Annotated in this window: 17 protein-coding genes; all 17 read right to left on the bottom strand. The window is 70.6% G+C overall.

All coding sequences use genetic code 11. The annotated features are described in order from the left end of the window. Nucleotides 1–134: 134 nt before the first annotated feature. Nucleotides 135–1,580, bottom strand: coding sequence for a F0F1 ATP synthase subunit beta (gene atpD / locus ACFVTF_RS30170; RefSeq protein ID WP_363581998.1), 1,446 nt, complete (start codon nucleotides 1,578–1,580; stop codon nucleotides 135–137). A gap of 2 nt (nucleotides 1,581–1,582) precedes the next feature. Continuing rightward, nucleotides 1,583–2,497, bottom strand: a complete 915-nt coding sequence (locus ACFVTF_RS30175) for a F0F1 ATP synthase subunit gamma (protein ID WP_387817501.1) — start codon at nucleotides 2,495–2,497, stop codon at nucleotides 1,583–1,585. Between the two features lie 32 nt (nucleotides 2,498–2,529). Further along, nucleotides 2,530–4,104, bottom strand: coding sequence for a F0F1 ATP synthase subunit alpha (atpA, locus tag ACFVTF_RS30180; protein WP_387817502.1), 1,575 nt, complete (start codon nucleotides 4,102–4,104; stop codon nucleotides 2,530–2,532). A gap of 161 nt (nucleotides 4,105–4,265) precedes the next feature. Next, on the bottom strand, nucleotides 4,266–5,081 hold the full coding sequence (locus ACFVTF_RS30185; protein ID WP_371517122.1) for a F0F1 ATP synthase subunit delta: 816 nt from the start codon (nucleotides 5,079–5,081) through the stop codon (nucleotides 4,266–4,268). Continuing rightward, the gene (locus tag ACFVTF_RS30190; protein WP_363581990.1) at nucleotides 5,078–5,635 is read right to left on the bottom strand and encodes a F0F1 ATP synthase subunit B; all 558 of its coding nucleotides are present in this window, start codon (nucleotides 5,633–5,635) and stop codon (nucleotides 5,078–5,080) included. The genes ACFVTF_RS30185 and ACFVTF_RS30190 overlap by 4 nt, the downstream gene beginning before the upstream one ends. 34 nt (nucleotides 5,636–5,669) lie before the next feature. After that, nucleotides 5,670–5,906 carry an ATP synthase F0 subunit C gene (gene atpE / locus ACFVTF_RS30195; RefSeq protein ID WP_350879602.1) on the bottom strand — a complete coding sequence of 79 codons (237 nt, stop codon included), beginning with the start codon at nucleotides 5,904–5,906 and terminating at the stop codon, nucleotides 5,670–5,672. A gap of 93 nt (nucleotides 5,907–5,999) precedes the next feature. Then, nucleotides 6,000–6,815, bottom strand: a complete 816-nt coding sequence (gene atpB / locus ACFVTF_RS30200; protein WP_350879603.1) for a F0F1 ATP synthase subunit A — start codon at nucleotides 6,813–6,815, stop codon at nucleotides 6,000–6,002. Nucleotides 6,816–7,100: 285 nt separating this feature from the next. Continuing rightward, a complete protein-coding gene (locus ACFVTF_RS30205; RefSeq protein ID WP_387817503.1) occupies nucleotides 7,101–7,544 on the bottom strand; it encodes a hypothetical protein in 444 nt (147 codons plus the stop codon). Between the two features lie 301 nt (nucleotides 7,545–7,845). After that, nucleotides 7,846–9,123 (bottom strand): MraY family glycosyltransferase, encoded by a 1,278-nt coding sequence (locus ACFVTF_RS30210; protein WP_371517124.1) that lies wholly within the window; start codon nucleotides 9,121–9,123, stop codon nucleotides 7,846–7,848. Nucleotides 9,124–9,297: 174 nt separating this feature from the next. Next, nucleotides 9,298–10,578 carry a serine hydroxymethyltransferase gene (glyA, locus tag ACFVTF_RS30215; protein ID WP_387817504.1) on the bottom strand — a complete coding sequence of 427 codons (1,281 nt, stop codon included), beginning with the start codon at nucleotides 10,576–10,578 and terminating at the stop codon, nucleotides 9,298–9,300. A gap of 190 nt (nucleotides 10,579–10,768) precedes the next feature. Further along, the gene (locus tag ACFVTF_RS30220; protein WP_363372045.1) at nucleotides 10,769–11,410 is read right to left on the bottom strand and encodes a protein-tyrosine-phosphatase; all 642 of its coding nucleotides are present in this window, start codon (nucleotides 11,408–11,410) and stop codon (nucleotides 10,769–10,771) included. 32 nt (nucleotides 11,411–11,442) lie between these two features. Beyond that, the gene (locus ACFVTF_RS30225) at nucleotides 11,443–12,090 is read right to left on the bottom strand and encodes an L-threonylcarbamoyladenylate synthase (RefSeq protein WP_063347809.1); all 648 of its coding nucleotides are present in this window, start codon (nucleotides 12,088–12,090) and stop codon (nucleotides 11,443–11,445) included. A gap of 178 nt (nucleotides 12,091–12,268) precedes the next feature. Next, entirely contained in the window at nucleotides 12,269–13,135 is an 867-nt protein-coding gene (prmC, locus tag ACFVTF_RS30230; RefSeq protein WP_063347810.1) for a peptide chain release factor N(5)-glutamine methyltransferase, read from the bottom strand. A 63-nt stretch (nucleotides 13,136–13,198) separates the two neighbouring features. Continuing rightward, nucleotides 13,199–14,275: a peptide chain release factor 1 gene (prfA, locus tag ACFVTF_RS30235; protein ID WP_350879608.1), complete on the bottom strand. Its 1,077-nt coding sequence runs from the start codon at nucleotides 14,273–14,275 to the stop codon at nucleotides 13,199–13,201. A gap of 156 nt (nucleotides 14,276–14,431) precedes the next feature. Continuing rightward, complete coding sequence (gene rpmE / locus ACFVTF_RS30240; RefSeq protein WP_350879609.1) at nucleotides 14,432–14,653, bottom strand: 50S ribosomal protein L31; 222 nt, start codon at nucleotides 14,651–14,653, stop codon at nucleotides 14,432–14,434. A 137-nt stretch (nucleotides 14,654–14,790) separates the two neighbouring features. Continuing rightward, complete coding sequence (locus tag ACFVTF_RS30245; protein ID WP_387817506.1) at nucleotides 14,791–15,891, bottom strand: LCP family protein; 1,101 nt, start codon at nucleotides 15,889–15,891, stop codon at nucleotides 14,791–14,793. A gap of 138 nt (nucleotides 15,892–16,029) precedes the next feature. Beyond that, nucleotides 16,030–18,141, bottom strand: coding sequence for a transcription termination factor Rho (rho, locus tag ACFVTF_RS30250; protein WP_371517127.1), 2,112 nt, complete (start codon nucleotides 18,139–18,141; stop codon nucleotides 16,030–16,032). Nucleotides 18,142–18,703 lie beyond the last annotated feature (562 nt).

Below are 18,703 nucleotides of genomic sequence, written 5' to 3' on the forward strand. Positions count from 1 at the left end.
AAGAATAACGGCCGCGCGCCTCCGGCATGAAACCGGCGGCACGGATTTGACCGGAATCACAGCCGATGCGACGCGAGGGGTGGTCCCGGGCTCGGGGCCACCCCTCACGGTCACTCAGCTGCTACCGGCCGCGACTACTTCTTCGCCAGCTCGGCGGCGTTCTTCTCGAGGTCCTCGATGCCACCGCACATGAAGAAGGCCTGCTCCGGGATGGAGTCGTACTTGCCGTCCGCGATCGCGTTGAAGGCCTCGATGGTCTCCGACAGCGGCACGGTCGAACCCTCGACACCGGTGAACTGCTTCGCCACGTAGGTGTTCTGCGAGAGGAAGCGCTCGATGCGACGGGCACGGTGGACCGTGACCTTGTCCTCCTCGGACAGCTCGTCGATACCGAGGATCGCGATGATGTCCTGGAGGTCCTTGTACTTCTGCAGGATCCCCTTGATACGGAGGGCCGTGTCGTAGTGGGTCTGCGCGATGTACCGCGGGTCGAGGATGCGGGACGTGGAGTCCAGCGGGTCGACGGCCGGGTAGATGCCCTTCTCCGAGATCGGGCGCGACAGAACGGTCGTCGCGTCCAGGTGGGCGAAGGTGGTGGCCGGGGCCGGGTCGGTCAGGTCGTCCGCGGGGACGTAGATCGCCTGCATCGAGGTGATCGAGTGACCGCGGGTCGAGGTGATGCGCTCCTGGAGGAGGCCCATCTCGTCGGCCAGGTTCGGCTGGTAGCCCACCGCGGAGGGCATGCGGCCGAGCAGGGTCGACACCTCGGAACCGGCCTGGGTGAACCGGAAGATGTTGTCGATGAAGAGGAGCACGTCCTGCTTCTCGACGTCACGGAAGTACTCCGCCATGGTCAGCGCGGAGAGCGCGACGCGCAGACGGGTGCCCGGCGGCTCGTCCATCTGGCCGAAGACCAGCGCGGTCTTGTCCAGAACGCCCGAGTCGACCATCTCGTCGATGAGGTCGTTGCCCTCACGGGTGCGCTCGCCGACGCCGGCGAACACCGACACACCACCGAAGTTCTCGGCGACGCGGTAGATCATCTCCTGGATCAGAACGGTCTTGCCGACACCGGCACCACCGAACAGACCGATCTTGCCACCCTGGACGTACGGGGTGAGGAGGTCGATGACCTTGATGCCGGTCTCGAACATCTCGGTCTTGGACTCGAGGTCCTTGAACTCCGGCGCCTTGCGGTGGATCGGCCAGCGGACCTCGACCTGCTGGTCGAACTCCTTCTGGTCCACGTTCAGCACGTCGCCGAGGGCGTTGAAGACCTTGCCCTTGGTGATCTGGCCGACGGGCACCGAGATGGCGGCACCGGTGTCGGTGACCTGGGTGCCACGGACCAGACCGTCGGTCGGCTGCATCGAGATGCCGCGGACCATGCCGTCGCCCAGGTGCTGGGCGACCTCGAGGGTCAGGGTCTTCTTGCCCGAGCCGTCGGGGTTCTCCGCCTCGACGTGCAGGGCGTTGAACATGTTCGGAATAGCGTCGACGGGGAACTCCACGTCGACGACCGGGCCGATGACCCGCGCGACGCGGCCCGTCGCCGTGGTCGGCTCAACAGTGGTGGTCATTCTCATTCGCTCCCGCGGCTAGCGTCGGCGAGGGCGTTGGCACCGCCGACGATCTCGCTGATTTCCTGGGTGATCTCGGCCTGACGGGCCGAGTTGGCAAGCCGCGTGAGCGACTTGATGAGCTCGCCGGCGTTGTCCGTCGCGCTCTTCATCGCGCGGCGGCGGGCGGCGTGCTCGGAGGCGGCCGACTGCAGCAGCGCGTTGTAGATCCGGCTCTCGACGTACCGCGGCAGCAGCGCGTCCAGCACGCCCTCCGCCGACGGCTCGAAGTCGTACAGCGGGAAGATCTCCGCCTTGGCCGGCTTGTCGTCGCTGAGCTGGACCTCGTCCAGCTTCAGCGGCAGCAGCCGGGCCTCGACCGCGTTCTGCGTCAGCATCGACACGAACTTGGTCGAGATCAGGTGGAGCTCGTCCACGCCGCCCGTCTCGGCCGTGAAGGCCTCGATCAGGTCCGCCGCCACGGTCTTCGCGTCGCCGTAGGTCGGCTTGTCCGAGAAGCCCGTCCACGACTCCGCGATGTCGAAGCCGCGGAACGTGTAGTACGAGACGCCCTTGCGGCCGACGATGTACGTCACCACGTCCTTGCCCTCGGCCCGCAGACGCTCGCTGAGCGCCTGCGCGGCCTTGATGGCGTTGGTCGAGTAACCGCCCGCCAGGCCGCGGTCCGCCGTGATCAGCAGGACGGCGGCGCGCGAGGCGCTCGGGTTCTCGGTGGTGAGCGGGTGCTTGGCGTTGGACCGGGTGGCCACCGCCGTCACCGCACGGGTGAGCTCATCGGCGTACGGAGTGGAGGCGGCCACCGCGCGCTGCGCCTTGACGATGCGCGACGCGGAGATCATCTCCATCGCCTTGGTGATCTTCTTCGTCGCGGTGACAGAGCGGATCCGGCGCTTGTAGACCCGAAGCTGTGCTCCCATGGGTCGTTACGTCCTTTCCCTCGCTACCGGACTCAGGCCTGCTCGGAGAGCAGCTTGCCGTCGGCGGTCTGGTAGCCCTGCTTGAAGGCGTCGATGGCCGTGGTCAGCGCGTCGACGGTGCCCTCGGCGAGCAGACCGGTCTCGACGATGCCCGCGAGCAGGTCCTTGTGCTGGAGGCGCACGTGGTCCAGGAACTCGCGCTCGAAGCGACGGATCTCGGCGACCGGGACGTCGTCCAGCTTGCCGGTGGTGCCGGCCCAGATGGAGACGACCTGCTCCTCGACCGGGAACGGCTGGTACTGGCCCTGCTTCAGCAGCTCGACCATGCGCGCACCGCGCTCCAGCTGGGCCTTGGAGGCCGCGTCCAGGTCGGAACCGAAGGCCGCGAAGGCCTCCAGCTCGCGGTACTGGGCGAGGTCCAGACGCAGACGGCCGGCGACCGAGCGCATGGCCTTGATCTGGGCGGAGCCACCGACGCGGGAGACCGAGATACCGACGTTCACGGCCGGGCGGATGCCGGCGTTGAACAGGTCGGACTCCAGGAAGCACTGGCCGTCGGTGATGGAGATGACGTTGGTCGGGATGTACGCCGAGACGTCGTTGGCCTTGGTCTCGATGATCGGCAGACCGGTCATCGAGCCGCCGCCCAGGGCGTCGTTCAGCTTGGCGCAACGCTCCAGCAGGCGGGAGTGCAGGTAGAAGACGTCACCCGGGTAGGCCTCGCGGCCCGGCGGACGGCGCAGCAGCAGCGACACGGAGCGGTAGGCCTCGGCCTGCTTCGACAGGTCGTCGAAGATGATCAGGACGTGCTTGCCGTCGTACATCCACTCCTGGCCGATGGCCGAACCGGTGTACGGGGCGAGGTACTTGAAGCCGGCCGGGTCGGAGGCGGGAGCAGCCACGATGGTGGTGTACTCCAGCGCGCCGGCCTCCTCCAGGGCGCCGCGGACGGACGCGATGGTGGAGCCCTTCTGGCCCACGGCGACGTAGATGCAGCGGACCTGCTTCTCCGGGTCGCCCGAGCGCCAGTTGTCGCGCTGGTTGATGATCGTGTCGACGGCCACCGCGGTCTTGCCGGTCTGGCGGTCACCGATGATCAGCTGACGCTGGCCACGGCCGATCGGGGTCATCGAGTCGATGGCCTTGATGCCGGTCTGCAGCGGCTGCTTGACCGACTTGCGGGCCATGACGCCGGGGGCCTGCAGCTCCAGGGCGCGGCGGCCGCTGGAGGCGATGTCGCCCAGACCGTCGATCGGGTTGCCCAGCGGGTCCACGACGCGGCCGAGGTAGCCGTCGCCGACCGGAACCGAGAGGACCTCGCCGGTGCGGCGCACGGTCTGGCCCTCTTCGATGCCACCGAACTCACCGAGGATGACGACACCGATCTCGCGGGTGTCGAGGTTCAGCGCGAGGCCGAGCGTGCCGTCCTCGAACCTCAGCAGCTCGTTCGCCATGACCGAGGGCAGGCCCTCGACATGCGCGATGCCGTCCGCCGCGTCAGTGACCGTGCCGACCTCTTCCACAGAAGCGGCGTCCGGCTGGTACGACTGGACAAAGTCGGCCAGCGCGTCCCGGATCTCCTCCGGACGGATCGTAAGCTCCGCCATCAGGCTTCCCTGCTCTCCTAGTTTGCGATCCTCGGCCCGCCATTGAGGGCCGCAAGTATTCGACTCTCGGCCGGGTCTGCCGAACCGGCCGTCCGATGTGCCGGCTCCTTGGGGAGCCGGTTTCCCGACCGAGGGTCGGATGTGCTGCTGCTTCGGTGTGCTCAGCCTTCGAGCGACTGGCGAGCGCCTTCGAGGCGGCTCGACACGGTGCCGTCGATGATCTCGTCGCCGACCTGCACCCGGACACCGCCGACGACCTCGGGGTCGACGTCGATGTTCAGGTGGACCTGGCGGCCGTACATCCGGCCCAGAGCACCGGACAGGCGCTCCTTCTGGGTGTCCGACAGCGGCACCGCGGTGGTGACCAGGGCCACCACGCGGCCGCGGCGCGCGGCGGCGAGCTTCGAGTAGGACTCCAGGCCCTGCTCCAGGCTACGGCCACGCGGCGCGTTGACGATGGCCGTGACCAGCCGGACGGTGCCCGCGTGGGCGCGGCCGCCGAGCAGCTTCTTGATCAGCGCGGCCTTCGGGGCGATGCCGGCCTTCGGCTCGGTCAGCGCGGCGCGCAGCTCGTGCGAGCCGCTCACCACCCGGCTGAACCGGAACAGCTCGTCCTCGACGTCGTCCAGGGCGCCTGCCCTGTCCGCCGCGATGACCTCGGCGTACGCGGCCAGCTCCTCGGTCCCGTCCACCAGGTCGCGCGAGCCCGACCAGCGGGAGCGGACCAGACCGGAGACGAGGTCGACGGTCTCGCCGGAGACCTGACCGGTCAGCAGCGAGGAGACCAGCTGGGCCTTGTCCTGACCCGACCGGGACGGGTCGGTCAGGACACGGCGCAGCGACACCTCACGGTCCAGCACGGCCGTGACGGCGGTGAGCTCCTCGGCGAGCTTGGCCGCGTCCACCGAGGTGGAGTCGGTCAGGCTCTCCAGGTTCTGCCGGCCGGCGGCGAGGGCCTCGCGGCTGGCGCCGATCACTTGGCCGCGCCCTGAGCAACGGCGGCCTTGGCCTCCAGCTCGTCCAGGAAGCGGTCGATCACGCCGCTCTGCCGAGCGCTGTCCTCGAGGGACTCGCCCACGATGCGGGAAGCCAGCTGGGAGGCCAGCGAACCCACGTCCTGGCGCAGGACGGCAGTCGCCTGCTTCTTGTCGGCCTCGATCTGCGCGTGGCCGGCGGCGACGATGGCCTCGCGCTGACGCTGGCCCTCCTCGCGCATCTCGGTGAGCTGGGCAGCGCCCTGCTCGCGAGCCTGCTCGACGATGCGGGCAGCCTCGTGACGCGCCTCGGCGAGCTCGGCGCGGTACTGCTCAAGCAGGGCCTGGGCCTCCGCCTGAGCGGCCTCGGCGCGCTCCATGCCGCCCTCGATGGCGTCCCGACGCTCCGACAGCACCTTCTCGATGCTGGGGAGGAGCTTCTTGCCGAGGAGACCGAAGACGATGAAGAAGCAGAGCAGGCCGATGATGATCTCGGGCCACGCGGGGAGGAGAGGGTTCATCTTCTCCTCGGCCGCGAGCGTAACCGCGATGCTCATATCTGGACCTTCCTCGAATGGGTCTGCGGCAGGATTACTTGTTGCCGAAGACGAACGGCATGACGATGCCGATGAGGGCGAGCGCCTCGGTCAGCGCGAAGCCGATGAACATGTTGGAGCGGATCAGGCCGGCAGCCTCGGGCTGACGGGCCATGGCCTGGACACCGTTGCCGAAGATCAGACCGACGCCGATGCCGGGGCCGATCGCGGCGAGGCCGTAGCCGATGGAGGCGACGGAACCGTAGACGTTGCCCTCAGCGAGGATGCTCATTGACGTTGTCCTTTGCAGGGGTGGTGAACCGGTGGTGATTGGCCACCGGGCAATCCGGAGAGGTTGGTTCAGGGAGGGCCGAAGCCCCCTGGCTCAGTGCGCCTCTTCGAGGGCACCGGCGATGTAGCTGCTGGCCAGCATCACGAAGATGTAGGCCTGCAGGAACTGGACCAGCAGCTCGAAGGCGGTCAGCGCGACGGCGACGATGAACGAGGCCGAGCCGTAGAGCGCGCCCAGGGTCGGGCTGAGCAGGTACCAGGAGGCGATGGAGAACATCACGATCAGCAGGTGGCCGGCGAACATGTTCGCGAAGGCTCGGACCGCGAGCGTGAAGGGGCGCACGAAGATGTTCGAGAAGAACTCGATCGGCACCAGGATGAACATGACCCAGCCGGGGATGCCCGAGGGCCAGCAGAGGTTCTTCAGACCGCCGACGAAGCCGTGCTTCTTGAAGGTCAGCGTCATGTAGGTGATCCACACGACCGCCGCGAGGCCGGCCGGGAACGCGATCGCCGCCGAGACGGGGAACTGCGCGAAGGGGATGATCGACATGATGTTCATCAGCCAGATGAAGAAGAACATCGAGACGAGCATCGGGACGTACTTCTCGCCCTTCTTGCCGATCGTCTCCAGCACGATGGAGCGCTTGACGAAGTCGTAGCCGATCTCGCCGACGAGCTGCAGCTTGCCGGGGACCAGGCGCGGCTTGGCGAAGGCGGCCCAGAAGAAGACGACGACCAGCAGAGCAACGATGACCGACAGCAGCATCGGCTTGTTGAACTCGATGCTGCCGATCGAGAAGATCGGCTTGAACTGGAACTCGTTCAGACCCGGGGCCGGGAAGCCGCAGCCAGCGTCCCCGAAGTGGCAACTGCCTGAGGCGAGGAACGTGAGCTGATCAGCACTCACCACGGACTCCTTCGTCGTGACGCATGGTTACGGCAACCTCGGTGTGTCGGCGTGGCCTGCGGCCACGGAGCGGCACTGGAACTTGATGGGTTTCTCGCGGATCCCGCGCGCCGGTGCGCCGCACCACAGCGGGATCATCGAAGACTGCGCGGATCCGGGGGGCGATCCGTCCGCTGTTCGGACAGACCTGGCCGCTTCCCGTACTCCGTTGTTGCGACGGACGATAGCAGTCCGTCAGTGCGGCATAAACACCGCCCCCCTCGTTGGGGGGACAGCCAGGGCTCGTCACTGTTGACGCCCCGAGTCGGAGGGCTTGTCGCCCTTGCTTTCGGAGGCGTCGGGGTCGACGTAGAAGGTCTTGGCCTTCAGCGCACCGCGCACCTGGAACCCCGTCCAGATCAGCGCGCAGCCGAGCAGGGTGAAGGCGAAGGCCTGCCGGTTGAAGAGCTCGGTGTTCTTGAAGACCGCCAGCACGATGCCGACCAGCAGGATCTGCGTGGTGTACACGAGCAGCGCCGCGGCCATCATGATGTGCGGGTTCGACCTGGTCAGCCGGTCGAGCGCGACCTGGCCGAAGCTGAAGAAGGCCATCACCAGGAGTGCGCCGAAGAGGGCGCCGAGCAGCCCCTTCCCACCGGCGACGGCGAACGAGATCGCCATGGCGATGATCCCGGCGGCCGCAGTGGGAATCGCGGCGCCTCGGAGGATCCGGGCGTCGGTGGACGGCATGTCGGCAGCTCCGGCGGCATGTCGATGTGACGGGGGACGGGGCACAGAAGGTGGTGGGTGACACCGGACCGAGAGGCCGCCGCCCGGGCCGCCCGCTGGAGCGGCGGGCCCGTCGAGGGAGACCGACCAGGGACGGAAGTCCTCCACCTGTCAGGTCTTTCGGCGTGTTCTCGGTACTCGTGAACGGTATCACAAACTATTTGATGAGAGCTTTACCATGAATGTGTGGCACCTGTCACACCGACGGCGCAACGGTGCAGCCGAACGGGTGAGGCCATTTGACCGAACATCAACTGCCTTGCTAGCGACGGCCGCTGGCCCGGCCGTGGTCGTCGAGCGCGGAGGCTCCCCGGTCGGCTTCACCAAGAAGTTGCTTGTCCTTTGCCGACAGTTCAGCCATGGGGGCGGACGGACGGCGCCGGTAGCGCGGCGGGACGAAGGACTGCACCGCCCTCGGCGCGCGCGGCCGGAACTGCGGCGTCAGCAGCACCACCAGGCCGACCAGGCAGAGCCCGGCGAGCGTCAGCACCACCGTGCGGCCGGTGTTGGTGACCGAGAAGGCCACCGTGCCGAAGGCGATCAGCGCGGCCCAGAAGTACATGATCAGCACCGCACGGCTGTGCGAGTGCCCGACCTGGAGCAGCCGGTGGTGCAGGTGGCGCTTGTCCGCGGCGAACGGCGACTGGCCGGCCCAGGTGCGGCGCACCACCGCGAGCAGCAGGTCCGCCAGCGGCAGCGCGATGACCGTCAGCGGCAGCAGCAGCGGGATGTAGATCGGCACCAGGGCGTGCACGGTCGCGGTCTGCGAACCGGTCTCGCTGCTGATCAGGTCCGGGTCGACGCGGCCGGTGATGGAGATCGCGGCCACCGCCAGCATCAGGCCCAGCATCATCGAGCCGGAGTCGCCCATGAAGATCCGCGCGGGGTGCATGTTGTGCGCCAGGAAGCCCAGGCACATGCCGATCAGCAGCACGCTGAACAGCACCGCGGGCGCCGCGTCGGTGATCGTGTAGCCGTACCAGAGCCGGTAGCTGTACAGGAAGAACGCCATCGCGGCGATGCAGACCATGCCGCCCGCCAGGCCGTCCAGGCCGTCGATGAAGTTCACCGCGTTGACCATGACGACGACCAGGGTGACCGAGATGACCATGCCCTGCGTGGGGCTCACCGCGACCGCGCCGACACCGGGCACCGGGAGGGTGATCACCGTGACGCCCTGCCAGACCATCACACCGGCGGCGATCATCTGGCCGCCGAGCTTCACCAGCGCGTCCACGCCCCACTTGTCGTCGAGCACCCCGAGCAGCCACATGATCCCGGCGCCGGACAGCAGCGCGCGGATGTCGGTGCCCTGGGAGAACACCTTGCTCAGGTTGTCCAGCTGGGAGGCGACCAGGATGCCCGCGCACAGCCCGCCGAACATCGCGATCCCGCCGAGCCGCGGCGTCGGCTCGCGGTGCACGTCCCGGGCGCGGACCGGCGGCATGGCGCCCGCCGCGATGGCGAACTTCCGGACCGGGCCGGTCAACAGGTAGGTGACGGCGGCGGTGCAGAACAGCACCAGCAGATACTCACGCACCACCGGCCTCCTGCGTCACTGTCCAACGGGGAGGTACCGAAGGTACTCCCCTGCGTTCCCGGGGTTCGAGGTGCGTCGCCACGCCCCACACCTTATTGAGTCGGACGCTCAAGGCATGCATCGCGGTTCGCTCTCCCGGGTAGGAGATCCGAATATCCGTCGACGACGCTCTCGTCACCGCCGGTCGGCGAAGGACAGGGCCAGCTCCCGGACCCGGTTCGCCACCCGCGCGCCCGTGCCCCCGGCGAGCACCTGGGCGATCAGCCCGGCGAGCTCGGCGAGTTCCGCCCCGCCCATCCCCTGGCTGGTCACCGTGCCGGTGCCCAGCCTGATCCCGGAGGCCTCGGCGGCCGGCGCCGGGTCGTAGGGCAGCGCGCACTTGCCGAGCAGCAGTCCGGCCGCGGCGCAGCGCCGTTCGGCCTCCGCGCCGGTGACGCCCAAGGGGCTCACGTCCGCCGTCACCAGGTGGGTGTCGGTACCGCCGGTCAGCGGGCGCATCCCGGCCGCCGCGAGCCCTGTCGCCAGCACCCGCGCCCCGTCCACCGTCCGCTGCGCGTACGCCCGGTAGGCGGGCGTCGCCGCCTCGGCCAGCGCCACCGCCTTGCCGGCCACCTCGTTCATCGCCGCCCCGCCCTGGGTGAACGGGAACACCGCCCGGTCGATCCGCTCGGCCAGCTCCGCGGTGGACAGCAGCAGGCCCCCGCGCGGGCCGCGCAGCAGCTTGTGGGTGGCCGCCACGGTGACGTCCGCGTACGGCACCGGGGAGGGCGCCACCCCGGCCGCGACCAGGCCGGCGGTCTGGGCGACCGAGGCGATCAGGTAGGCGTCCACCTCGTCGGCGATCTCCCGGAAGGCGGCCCAGTCCGGGTGCCGGGGGTGCGAGATCGAGCCCGCCACGATCGCCTTCGGGCGGTGCTCGCGGGCCAGGTCGCGCACCTGGTCGAGGTCGATCAGGCCGTCGGCCTCGCGCACCCCGTACCCGGTGAAGGCGAACCAGCGGCCGGAGAAGTTGGCCCGCGAGCCGCAGCTGAGGTGGCCGCCGTGCTCCAGCGACATCGCCAGCACCCCGTCGCCGGGCCGCAGCAGCGCCGCGTACGCCGCCAGCATCGCCGAAGTCGCCGACCGGGGCTGGACGTTGGCGTGCGGGGCGGCGAACAGCTCACGGGCCCGGTCGATCGCCAGCAGCTCGGCGGCGTCCGCCAGCGCGCAGCCGGTGTGGTGCCGGCGGCCCGGGTAGCCCTCGGCGTACTTGTCGATCAGCGGCCCGGTCAGCGCCGCCAGGACGGCCGGGGAGGTCAGGTTCTCCCCCGCCAGCAGCTGGACCGTCTCGGCCCGCCGCTCGGCCTCGGCCGCCAGCAGGTCGGCCACCTGCGGATCGGCCCGGTGCAGTGCCTCGGAGGCCCACGGGCGCCCTCTGGTCGCGGTCGGGCCGGTCGGGGCGTCGGTGACGGTCATGGCGGGGCTCCGGGGCGGCGTGGGGGCGCCTCCCGGCGTGGGCCGGGAAGGGTGGGTTCCTCCAGCGTAGGACCGGCCGGGCCGGGCGGCTCGTCGGCGCGGGGCCATTCGGCGCTCGGCCGCCGCGGGCCGTCCCCGGGCCGCCGGGGGGCCGTCAGGGGGCCTCCGGGCCCGCTCGCGGCGCGGGCGGTCAGCGCAGCGCGGGCACGCCGGTGAGCGCGGTGACCACCGGGTCGACCGCGTGGAATATCTCCTCGCCGCAGTTGCGGAACATGCCGATCGGGGCCCCGTACGGGTCGTCCAGTTCGTCGGACTCCGGGGTGGCGGCGAGCAGCCAGCCGCGCAGCGCGGCGGCCGCCCGGACCAGGGCGCGGGCGCGCTCGGTGACGTCGGCGCCGCGGCGCGGGTCGGGCAGGGTGCCCGGGTCTATCGTCCGCACCAGGCGGGTGAACTCCTTCAGGGTGAAGGTGCGCAGTCCCGCCTCGTGGCCCATCGAGATGACCTGGGCGCGGTGGTCCAGGGTCGCGGTGAGCACCAGGTCGGCCTCGACCACGTGCTCGTCCAGCAGCTCGCGGCCGGTGAAGCCGCCGCTGTCGGCGCCGTACTCGTCCAGGACGGTCGCGGCGTGGTCCTCCATCGGCGCGCCCACGTGGCCCCAGGTGCCGGCGCTCTCCACCAGGATCCGGCCGGCCACCCGGGGGCTGAGCCGGGTGTCCAGCTCACGCCGGGTGAGCCGCTCGGCGATCGGCGAGCGGCAGATGTTGCCGGTGCAGACGAACAGGATCCGGAAGTGGTCCAGCGGCCTGGGGCCCACGCTCAGGTACGGCGCTATGCCGGGCCCGGCGTGGAGCGAGGCGATCGGCGTCAACTGCCGGCCTCCAGGTCGGGGACGACCTCCCTCAGCTGCTCGACGCTGATCGCGCCCGCCCGCAGCAGGACCGGGACCTTGCCCGTGACGTCGACGATGGACGAGGCGGTCGCGTGGTCCGCCTGTCCGCCGTCCAGGTAGACCGAGATGGCGTCGCCGAGCTGCGCCTGCGCCTCGTCGCAGGTGGCCGGGGACGGGCCGCCGGTCTTGTTGGCGCTGGAGACGGCGAGCGGGCCGGTGGCGTTCAGCAGCTCGATGGCGACCGGGTGCAGCGGCATCCGGACGGCGACGGTGCCGCGGGTCTCGCCGAGGTCCCAGCGCAGCGAGGGCTGGTGCTTGGCGACGAGGGTGAGCCCGCCCGGCCAGAACGCGTCGACCAGCTCCCAGGCCTGCTCGGAGAAGTCGGTGACCAGGCCGTGCAGGGTGGTCGGCGAGCCGACCAGCACGGGCGAGGGCATGTTGCGGCCACGGCCCTTGGCGGCCAGCAGGTCGCCGACGGCCTCCGGCGAGAAGGCGTCCGCACCGACCCCGTACAGGGTGTCGGTGGGAAGCACGACGAGTTCGCCCCGGCGAATGGCCGAGGCGGCCTCGCGCAGGCCGGTGGCGCGGTCCCCGGCGTCGGCACAGTCGTAACGGCGGCTCATCGGTGCGGTCCCCTTCCGGAATGGCTCATCACAGCGTTCACAGCACGGTCTTCACGGCGCGGCCGGGCGAGCGGCGCTGCCGCGGCCCGGCCGGTCACGACGACGCCCCTCGGGTGGGCGTACGGCACTCGACCGCTCACAACGACGCCCTGCGGGCTGTCGTACTGCGCTCGATCGTTCACAACGACGCCCTGCGGGCTGTCGTGAAACGCGGTCGGTTGTTCAGGTCGCGGTGGTCGGCGGTGTCCGTCCAGCCGCGTTCCTCGTTGAAGATCCACGGGACCTGCCCGCCCTGCTGGTCGGCGTGCTCGATCACCACCGCGCCGCCGGGGCGCAGCAGCCGGGCGGCCACCCGCTCGATGCCGCGGATGGTGTCCAGGCCGTCCTCGCCGGAGAACAGCGACATCTGCGGGTCGTGGTCGCGGGCCTCCGGGGCGACGTACTCCCACTCGGTGAGCGGGATGTACGGCGGGTTGGAGATCACCAGGTCGAAGCGGCCGTCCCAGGAGCGGTCGTCGGCGAAGGCCCGGGTGGCGTCACCGGCGTGCAGGGTGACCCGGGCGCGGTCGGGGCTGGCCTCGATGTTGCGCCGGGTGTACTGCAGCGCGCCCTCGTCGAGTTCGAAGGCGTGCACGGTCGAGCGCGGCAGCTCCTGGGCCAGGGCGAGCGCGATGGCGCCGGAGCCGGAGCACAGGTCGACGACCAGCGGCTCGGCCACGTCCATGTCGCGGACGGCGTCTATGGCCCACTCGACGACCGTCTCGGTCTCCGGCCGGGGCACGAACACCCCGGGGCCGACCTCCAGTTCGAGGTAGCGGAAGAACGCCCGCCCGGTGATGTGCTGGAGCGGCTCGCGCGCCTCGCGGCGGGAGACGGCCTCCCAGTAGCGGGCGTCGAAGTCGGCGTCCTTCACCGAGTGCAGCTGGCTGCGCTTGACGTTGTGGACGTAGGCGGCGAGTTCCTCCGCGTCGAAGCGCGGCGACGGCACGCCGGCCGCGGCCAACCGCTGGGTGGCCTGGGCCACCTCGGCGAGCAGCAGGTTCATCCGTACGACCTCTTGTTTCTGCGCTCCGGCTCGCGCCGTCGCTCGGGCTGGGGCGCGCCGGTCTCAGTTCTGTTGGGCCGAGGCGAGCTTGGCCGCCGCGTCCGCGTCGACGCAGGACTGGATCACCGCGTTCAGTTCGCCGTCCAGGACCTGGTCCAGGTTGTACGACTTGAACCCCGTGCGGTGGTCCGAGATGCGGTTCTCCGGGTAGTTGTACGTCCGGATCCGCTCGGAGCGGTCCACCGTACGGACCTGGCTGCGACGCGCGTCCGAGGCCTCGCGCTCGGCCTCCTCCTGCGCGGCGGCCAACAGCCGCGACCGCAGGATGCGCATCGCCTGCTCCTTGTTCTGCAGCTGGCTCTTCTCGTTCTGGCAGGACGCCACGATACCGGTCGGCAGGTGGGTGATCCGGACCGCGGAGTCGGTGGTGTTGACCGACTGGCCGCCGGGGCCGGACGAGCGGTAGACGTCGATCCGCAGGTCGTTGGCGACGATCTCGACCTCGACCTCCTCCGCCTCGGGGGTGACCAGCACGCCCGCCGCGGAGGTGTGGATGCGGCCCTGGGACTCGGTGGCGGGGACGCGCTGCACGCGGTGCACGCCGCCCTCGTACTTCAGCCGGGCCCAGACGCCCTGCCCGGGCTCGGCGTTGCCCTTGGTCTTCACGGCCACCGAGACGTCCTTGTAGCCGCCGAGGTCGGACTCGTTGGCGTCGATGATCTCGGTCTTCCAGCCGATCCGCTCGGCGAAGCGCAGGTACATCCGGAGCAGGTCGCCGGCGAACAGCGCGGACTCCTCGCCGCCCTCACCCGCCTTGATCTCCAGGATGACGTCCTTGTCGTCGCTCGGGTCGCGCGGCACCAGCAGCAGCCGGAGTTCCTCGGTCAGCCCCTCGCGGCGCTGCTCGCCGTCCTTCACCTCGGCGAGGAACTCCGGTTCCTCGGCGGCGAGTTCGCGCGCGGCCTCGATGTCCTCGCCGGCCTGTCGCCACTGCCGGTAGACCCGGGTGATCGGGGTCAGCTCGGCGTACCGCTTGGCCAGCTTGCGAGCGTTGGCCTGGTCGGCGTGGACGGACGGGTCGGCCAGCCTCTTCTCGAGGTCGGCGTGCTCGACGAGGAGCTCTTCGACTGCCTCGAACATGGCGTGGGCCTTCTTCCCGTGAGAACCGTTGGAAGCCGGTGAGGACCGGCCGGTCGTGCGAACCGCTGGAGGGGGTGCTGGGGGATGCGAACGGCGCCGGTCCCCAGCGCCCCCGGAACGAGTACGGGGGCGCCGGGAACCGGCGCCGTGGGAGCGCTAGGCCTTCGCGCTGTGCTGCTTGCCGAAGCGGGCCTCGAAGCGGGCCACGCGGCCACCGGTGTCGAGGATCTTCTGCTTGCCGGTGTAGAACGGGTGGCACTGCGAGCAGACCTCGGCGCGGATCTCGCCACTGGCCTCGGTCGAGCGGGTCGTGAACTCGGCGCCGCAGGTGCAGGTCACACGGGTGACCACGTACTCGGGGTGAACGTTGGGCTTCAAGGGGTTCTCCTAGGTTCGGGAGGGCACCGGGTCGGCGGCGGGAACGCCGCACGTGAACCGGGACCGACGGACCAGTCTGCCAGGACCGGCCGCATCTTCCCAAACCGGGTCGTGTTCCGGGATATTCCGGGCGCCGCTCAGCGCCTGGCGGGAGCCTTCGCCGGGGCCGTGGGGGCGGCCGTGGGGGCGGCCTGCGCGGGGTTCTCGGGCTGCGCCGAGACGATCGCCTGCGGGACCGGCCGGTCGGCCTTGAGGGCCGCCCAGAGCTGGTCCGCCTGCGGCTGCTGCTCGACCACCCGGTTGGGGTCGCTGGGGGCCGTCACCACCGGCAGGGTCACCATGCCGAGCTGGTCCGGCCCGATCCCCTTGAGCTCCTGGACGAGCCCCACCAGGGCGTTCACCGAACCCAGCGCGGAGTCGGTGGTGATGCTGCGGGTCATGGTGTCGCCGATCGACCAGAGCTTGACCGGGTTGGAGAACATCCCGATCCCGCCGGCCTGCTGGAGCAGCGACTTCACCATCTGCTTCTGGAGTTCGATCCGGCCGAGGTCGCTGCCGTCGCCGACGCCGTGCCGGGTGCGGACGAAGGCCAGCGACTGCTGCCCGTCGAGGTGGTGCTCGCCCGGCGGCAGGTCGAGCCCGCTGTCCTTGTCGTGGATGGCCACCGTGGTGCTCACGGTGGCCCCGCCTATCGCGTCCACGACGCGGGCGAAGCCGGCGAAGTCGATCTGCACGTAGTGGTCCATCCGCAGCCCGGTGAGCTGCTCGGTGGTCTTGACCGCGCAGGCCGCGCCGCCGGCCTCGAAGGCGCTGTTGTACATCGCGCGCTTGGCGCCGGCCACCGCCTTGCCGGCGGCGTCGGTGCAGTCGGGCCGGGTGACCAGGGTGTCGCGCGGGATCGAGACGACCTCGGCGTGCGAGTGGTCCTGGTTGACGTGCAGCACCATCGCGGTGTCCGAGCGGGCGGTGTCGCCGGTGTCGCCGCCGGCCAGGTCGCCGTTCTCGCCGTTGCGCGAGTCGGAGCCCAGCACCAGGACGTTGAACGAGCCGTCGGTGGCGGCCGGCGGGCGGGCGTCGCCGAGGCGGGCGTTGATGTCGACGCTCTTGATGTTGCCGTTGAGTTTGACGTACGCGTACCCGGCCGCCCCGGCGCCGAGGACGACGAGCGCGGCGAACGCGCAGGCGGCCGCCCGCAGGATCTTGCGGCGGCGGGTCAGGACCCTCTTGTGCTCGGCCATACGGTCCAGAGTAAAACGGACAAGATGATCGAAAAGCCTCATGATGTCCCAACTCTGGAACAAAGCCGGGTGGACGCACCGAACCCCGGACCGCTCGCGCGGTCCGGGGTTCGGTGGGCGACAACCGTCCGGCTACGGTCAGTCGTTGGAGCCGGGGGTGGTCTTGGCGATCTGCATCAGGAACTCGGCGTTGCTCTTGGTCTGCTTCATCTTGTCCAGGAGCAGCTCGATCGCCTGCTGCGAGTCGAGCGCGTGCAGCACCCGGCGCAGCTTCCAGACGATGGCCAACTCCTCGCTGCCGAGCAGGATCTCCTCCTTGCGGGTGCTGGAGGCGTCCACGTCGACGGCCGGGAAGATGCGCTTGTCCGAGAGCTTCCGGTCGAGCTTGAGCTCCATGTTGCCGGTGCCCTTGAACTCCTCGAAGATCACCTCGTCCATGCGCGAGCCGGTCTCGACCAGCGCGGTGGCCAGGATGGTCAGCGAGCCGCCGTTCTCGATGTTGCGCGCGGCGCCGAAGAACTTCTTCGGCGGGTACAGCGCGGTCGAGTCGACACCACCGGACAGGATGCGGCCGGAGGCCGGCGCCGCCAGGTTGTAGGCGCGGCCGAGGCGGGTGATCGAGTCCAGCAGGATGACCACGTCGTGGCCCAGCTCCACCAGGCGCTTGGCGCGCTCGATGGCCAGCTCGGCGACGGTGGTGTGGTCCTCGGCCGGGCGGTCGAAGGTCGAGGAGATGACCTCGCCCTTCACCGACCGCTGCATGTCGGTGACCTCTTCCGGACGCTCGTCGACCAGGACGACCATCAGGTGGCACTCGGGGTTGTTGTGGGTGATCGCGTTGGCGACCGCCTGCAGCACCATCGTCTTGCCGGTCTTCGGCGGCGCGACGATCAGACCGCGCTGGCCCTTGCCGATCGGCGACACCAGGTCGATGATCCGGGTGGTCAGGATGCCCGCGTCGGTCTCCAGACGCAGCCGGTCCTGCGGGTAGAGCGGGGTGAGCTTGTTGAACTCGGGGCGGCCGCGGCCGCTCTCCGGGTCCATGCCGTTGACGGAGTCCAGCCGCACCATGGCGTTGAACTTCTCGCGGCGCTCGCCGTCCTTGGGCTGGCGCACCGCGCCGGTGATGGCGTCACCCTTGCGCAGGCCGTTCTTGCGGACCTGGGCGAGCGAGACGTAGACGTCGTTCTGGCCCGGCAGGTAGCCGGAGGTGCGCACGAACGCGTAGTTGTCGAGGATGTCGAGGATGCCCGCGACCGGGATCAGGACGTCGTCCTCGCCGACCTGCGGCTCGGCGGGGCCGGCCTCGAAGCCCTCGCGGCGGGCGCCACGGCCCCGGCGGTCGCGGTAGCGGCCACGGCGGCCGCGGCGGCCGTCACCGAACTCGTCGTCGTCGTAGCCGCCCTGCTGGACCTGCGGCTGCTGGGTCTGCTGGCCGCCCTGGCGGGCCTGCTGGCCGTCGCCCTGACCGGCCTGCTGCTGGCCGCCGCCCTGCTGGGGCTGGCGGTCGGTGCGCTCGCGGCGGTTGCGGCGGTCGCGGCGCGACTCGCGGGAGTCGCCGTCCTGGCCCTCGCCGCCGTCCTGGCGCTCGGCGCGCTCGGGGCGCTCCGCCCGCTCCGGGCGGTCGCCGCGGTCCCGGCGGTCGCGGCGGTCCCGACGGGTCTCGGTGCGGCCCTCCTCGCGGCCCTCGAAGGCGCGGGTCTCGGCCTGGCGGGTCTCGGCCTGCTTGGGCTCGGCCACCGCGACGGCGGCGTCGGCCGTGGCGTCGGCGGTCGGGGCACCGGCGGCCGAGGTGGCGCGGCGGCGGGTGCGCTCGGCACGGGCGGGCGCGGCGGTCTCGGCGGCGGCCTGGACCGGGATCTCGATCTGGGCCTGCGACTCGGCGGCGGCCGGGGCCGCGGCGGCCGCAGCGGCGGCGGCCTTGGTGCGGCGGGCCGGCTTCTCGGCCGGCGCCTCGGCGGCGTCCGCCTTGGCGGCGGTGCGCTTGGCGGCGGCCGGAGCACCACCGGCGGCGAGCAGCGGGTCTCCGCCGCTCTTCTCCTTGATGGTCTCGATCAGCTGGCTCTTGCGCATGCGTCCGGTACCGGTGATGCCCAGGTCTCCGGCGAGCTTCTGCAGCTCGGCCAGGACCATGCCGTCCAGGCCGGCGGCGGCGGTACGGCGGCGCCGCGCCGGGGCCGCGGGGGCGGCGGCTGCGTCCGACGCCTCGGCGTCCTGGCGCGCGCCCATCAGATCGGTGGAGTCGCTCACTAAGGGTCCTTCCCTGGAGCGGACGTCGGCCTGTCTGGCTCGGCGACCGGTTGTGCTGTCCTGACCAACGCTCGACTGCGTCGGTCCGAGGCGGTGATCCCCCGAAAGGCGGAAGCCGGTCGAGGGAGAGCTGCGAGGTGCGGTGCGTGAAGCACGGTGGTGCTGAGTGGCGCGGCGGGCCGGTCGGTCGTGTGCCGACCGGGCGTACCCCCACGCTTGCCTGCGAATCCCGGGCCCCCGTCGCGTGACGGTGGACCGCGCTCCGCCCGTCCTGGCCTCAAGGTGGGAGGCCGCGGGTGGGAGTCAGGTGCCGTCACGGCTTCGGGATGCGGCCGCGTGTCGCGCAGGCAGGCTGCGTACGCGCTGCGGTGGGCTCCCGGAGAATCGTCGCCCCGTGCATCGCCGCGACTCCACGGCAGTGGAGTGCTGGGATCGGGACGCGGCGCACCGAGCCCCGGAGGGCACCTGGTGCAGCAATGAGGTTAACACTACCGACCCCCTCAGACATTCCCCAGCCTTGCGCTTGCCAATCGTGTCCGGACGGCCCGGCTCTCAGGTGGCC

The sequence above is a fragment of the Kitasatospora sp. NPDC057940 genome, from assembly GCF_042887425.1.
GTDB lineage: Bacteria > Actinomycetota > Actinomycetes > Streptomycetales > Streptomycetaceae > Kitasatospora.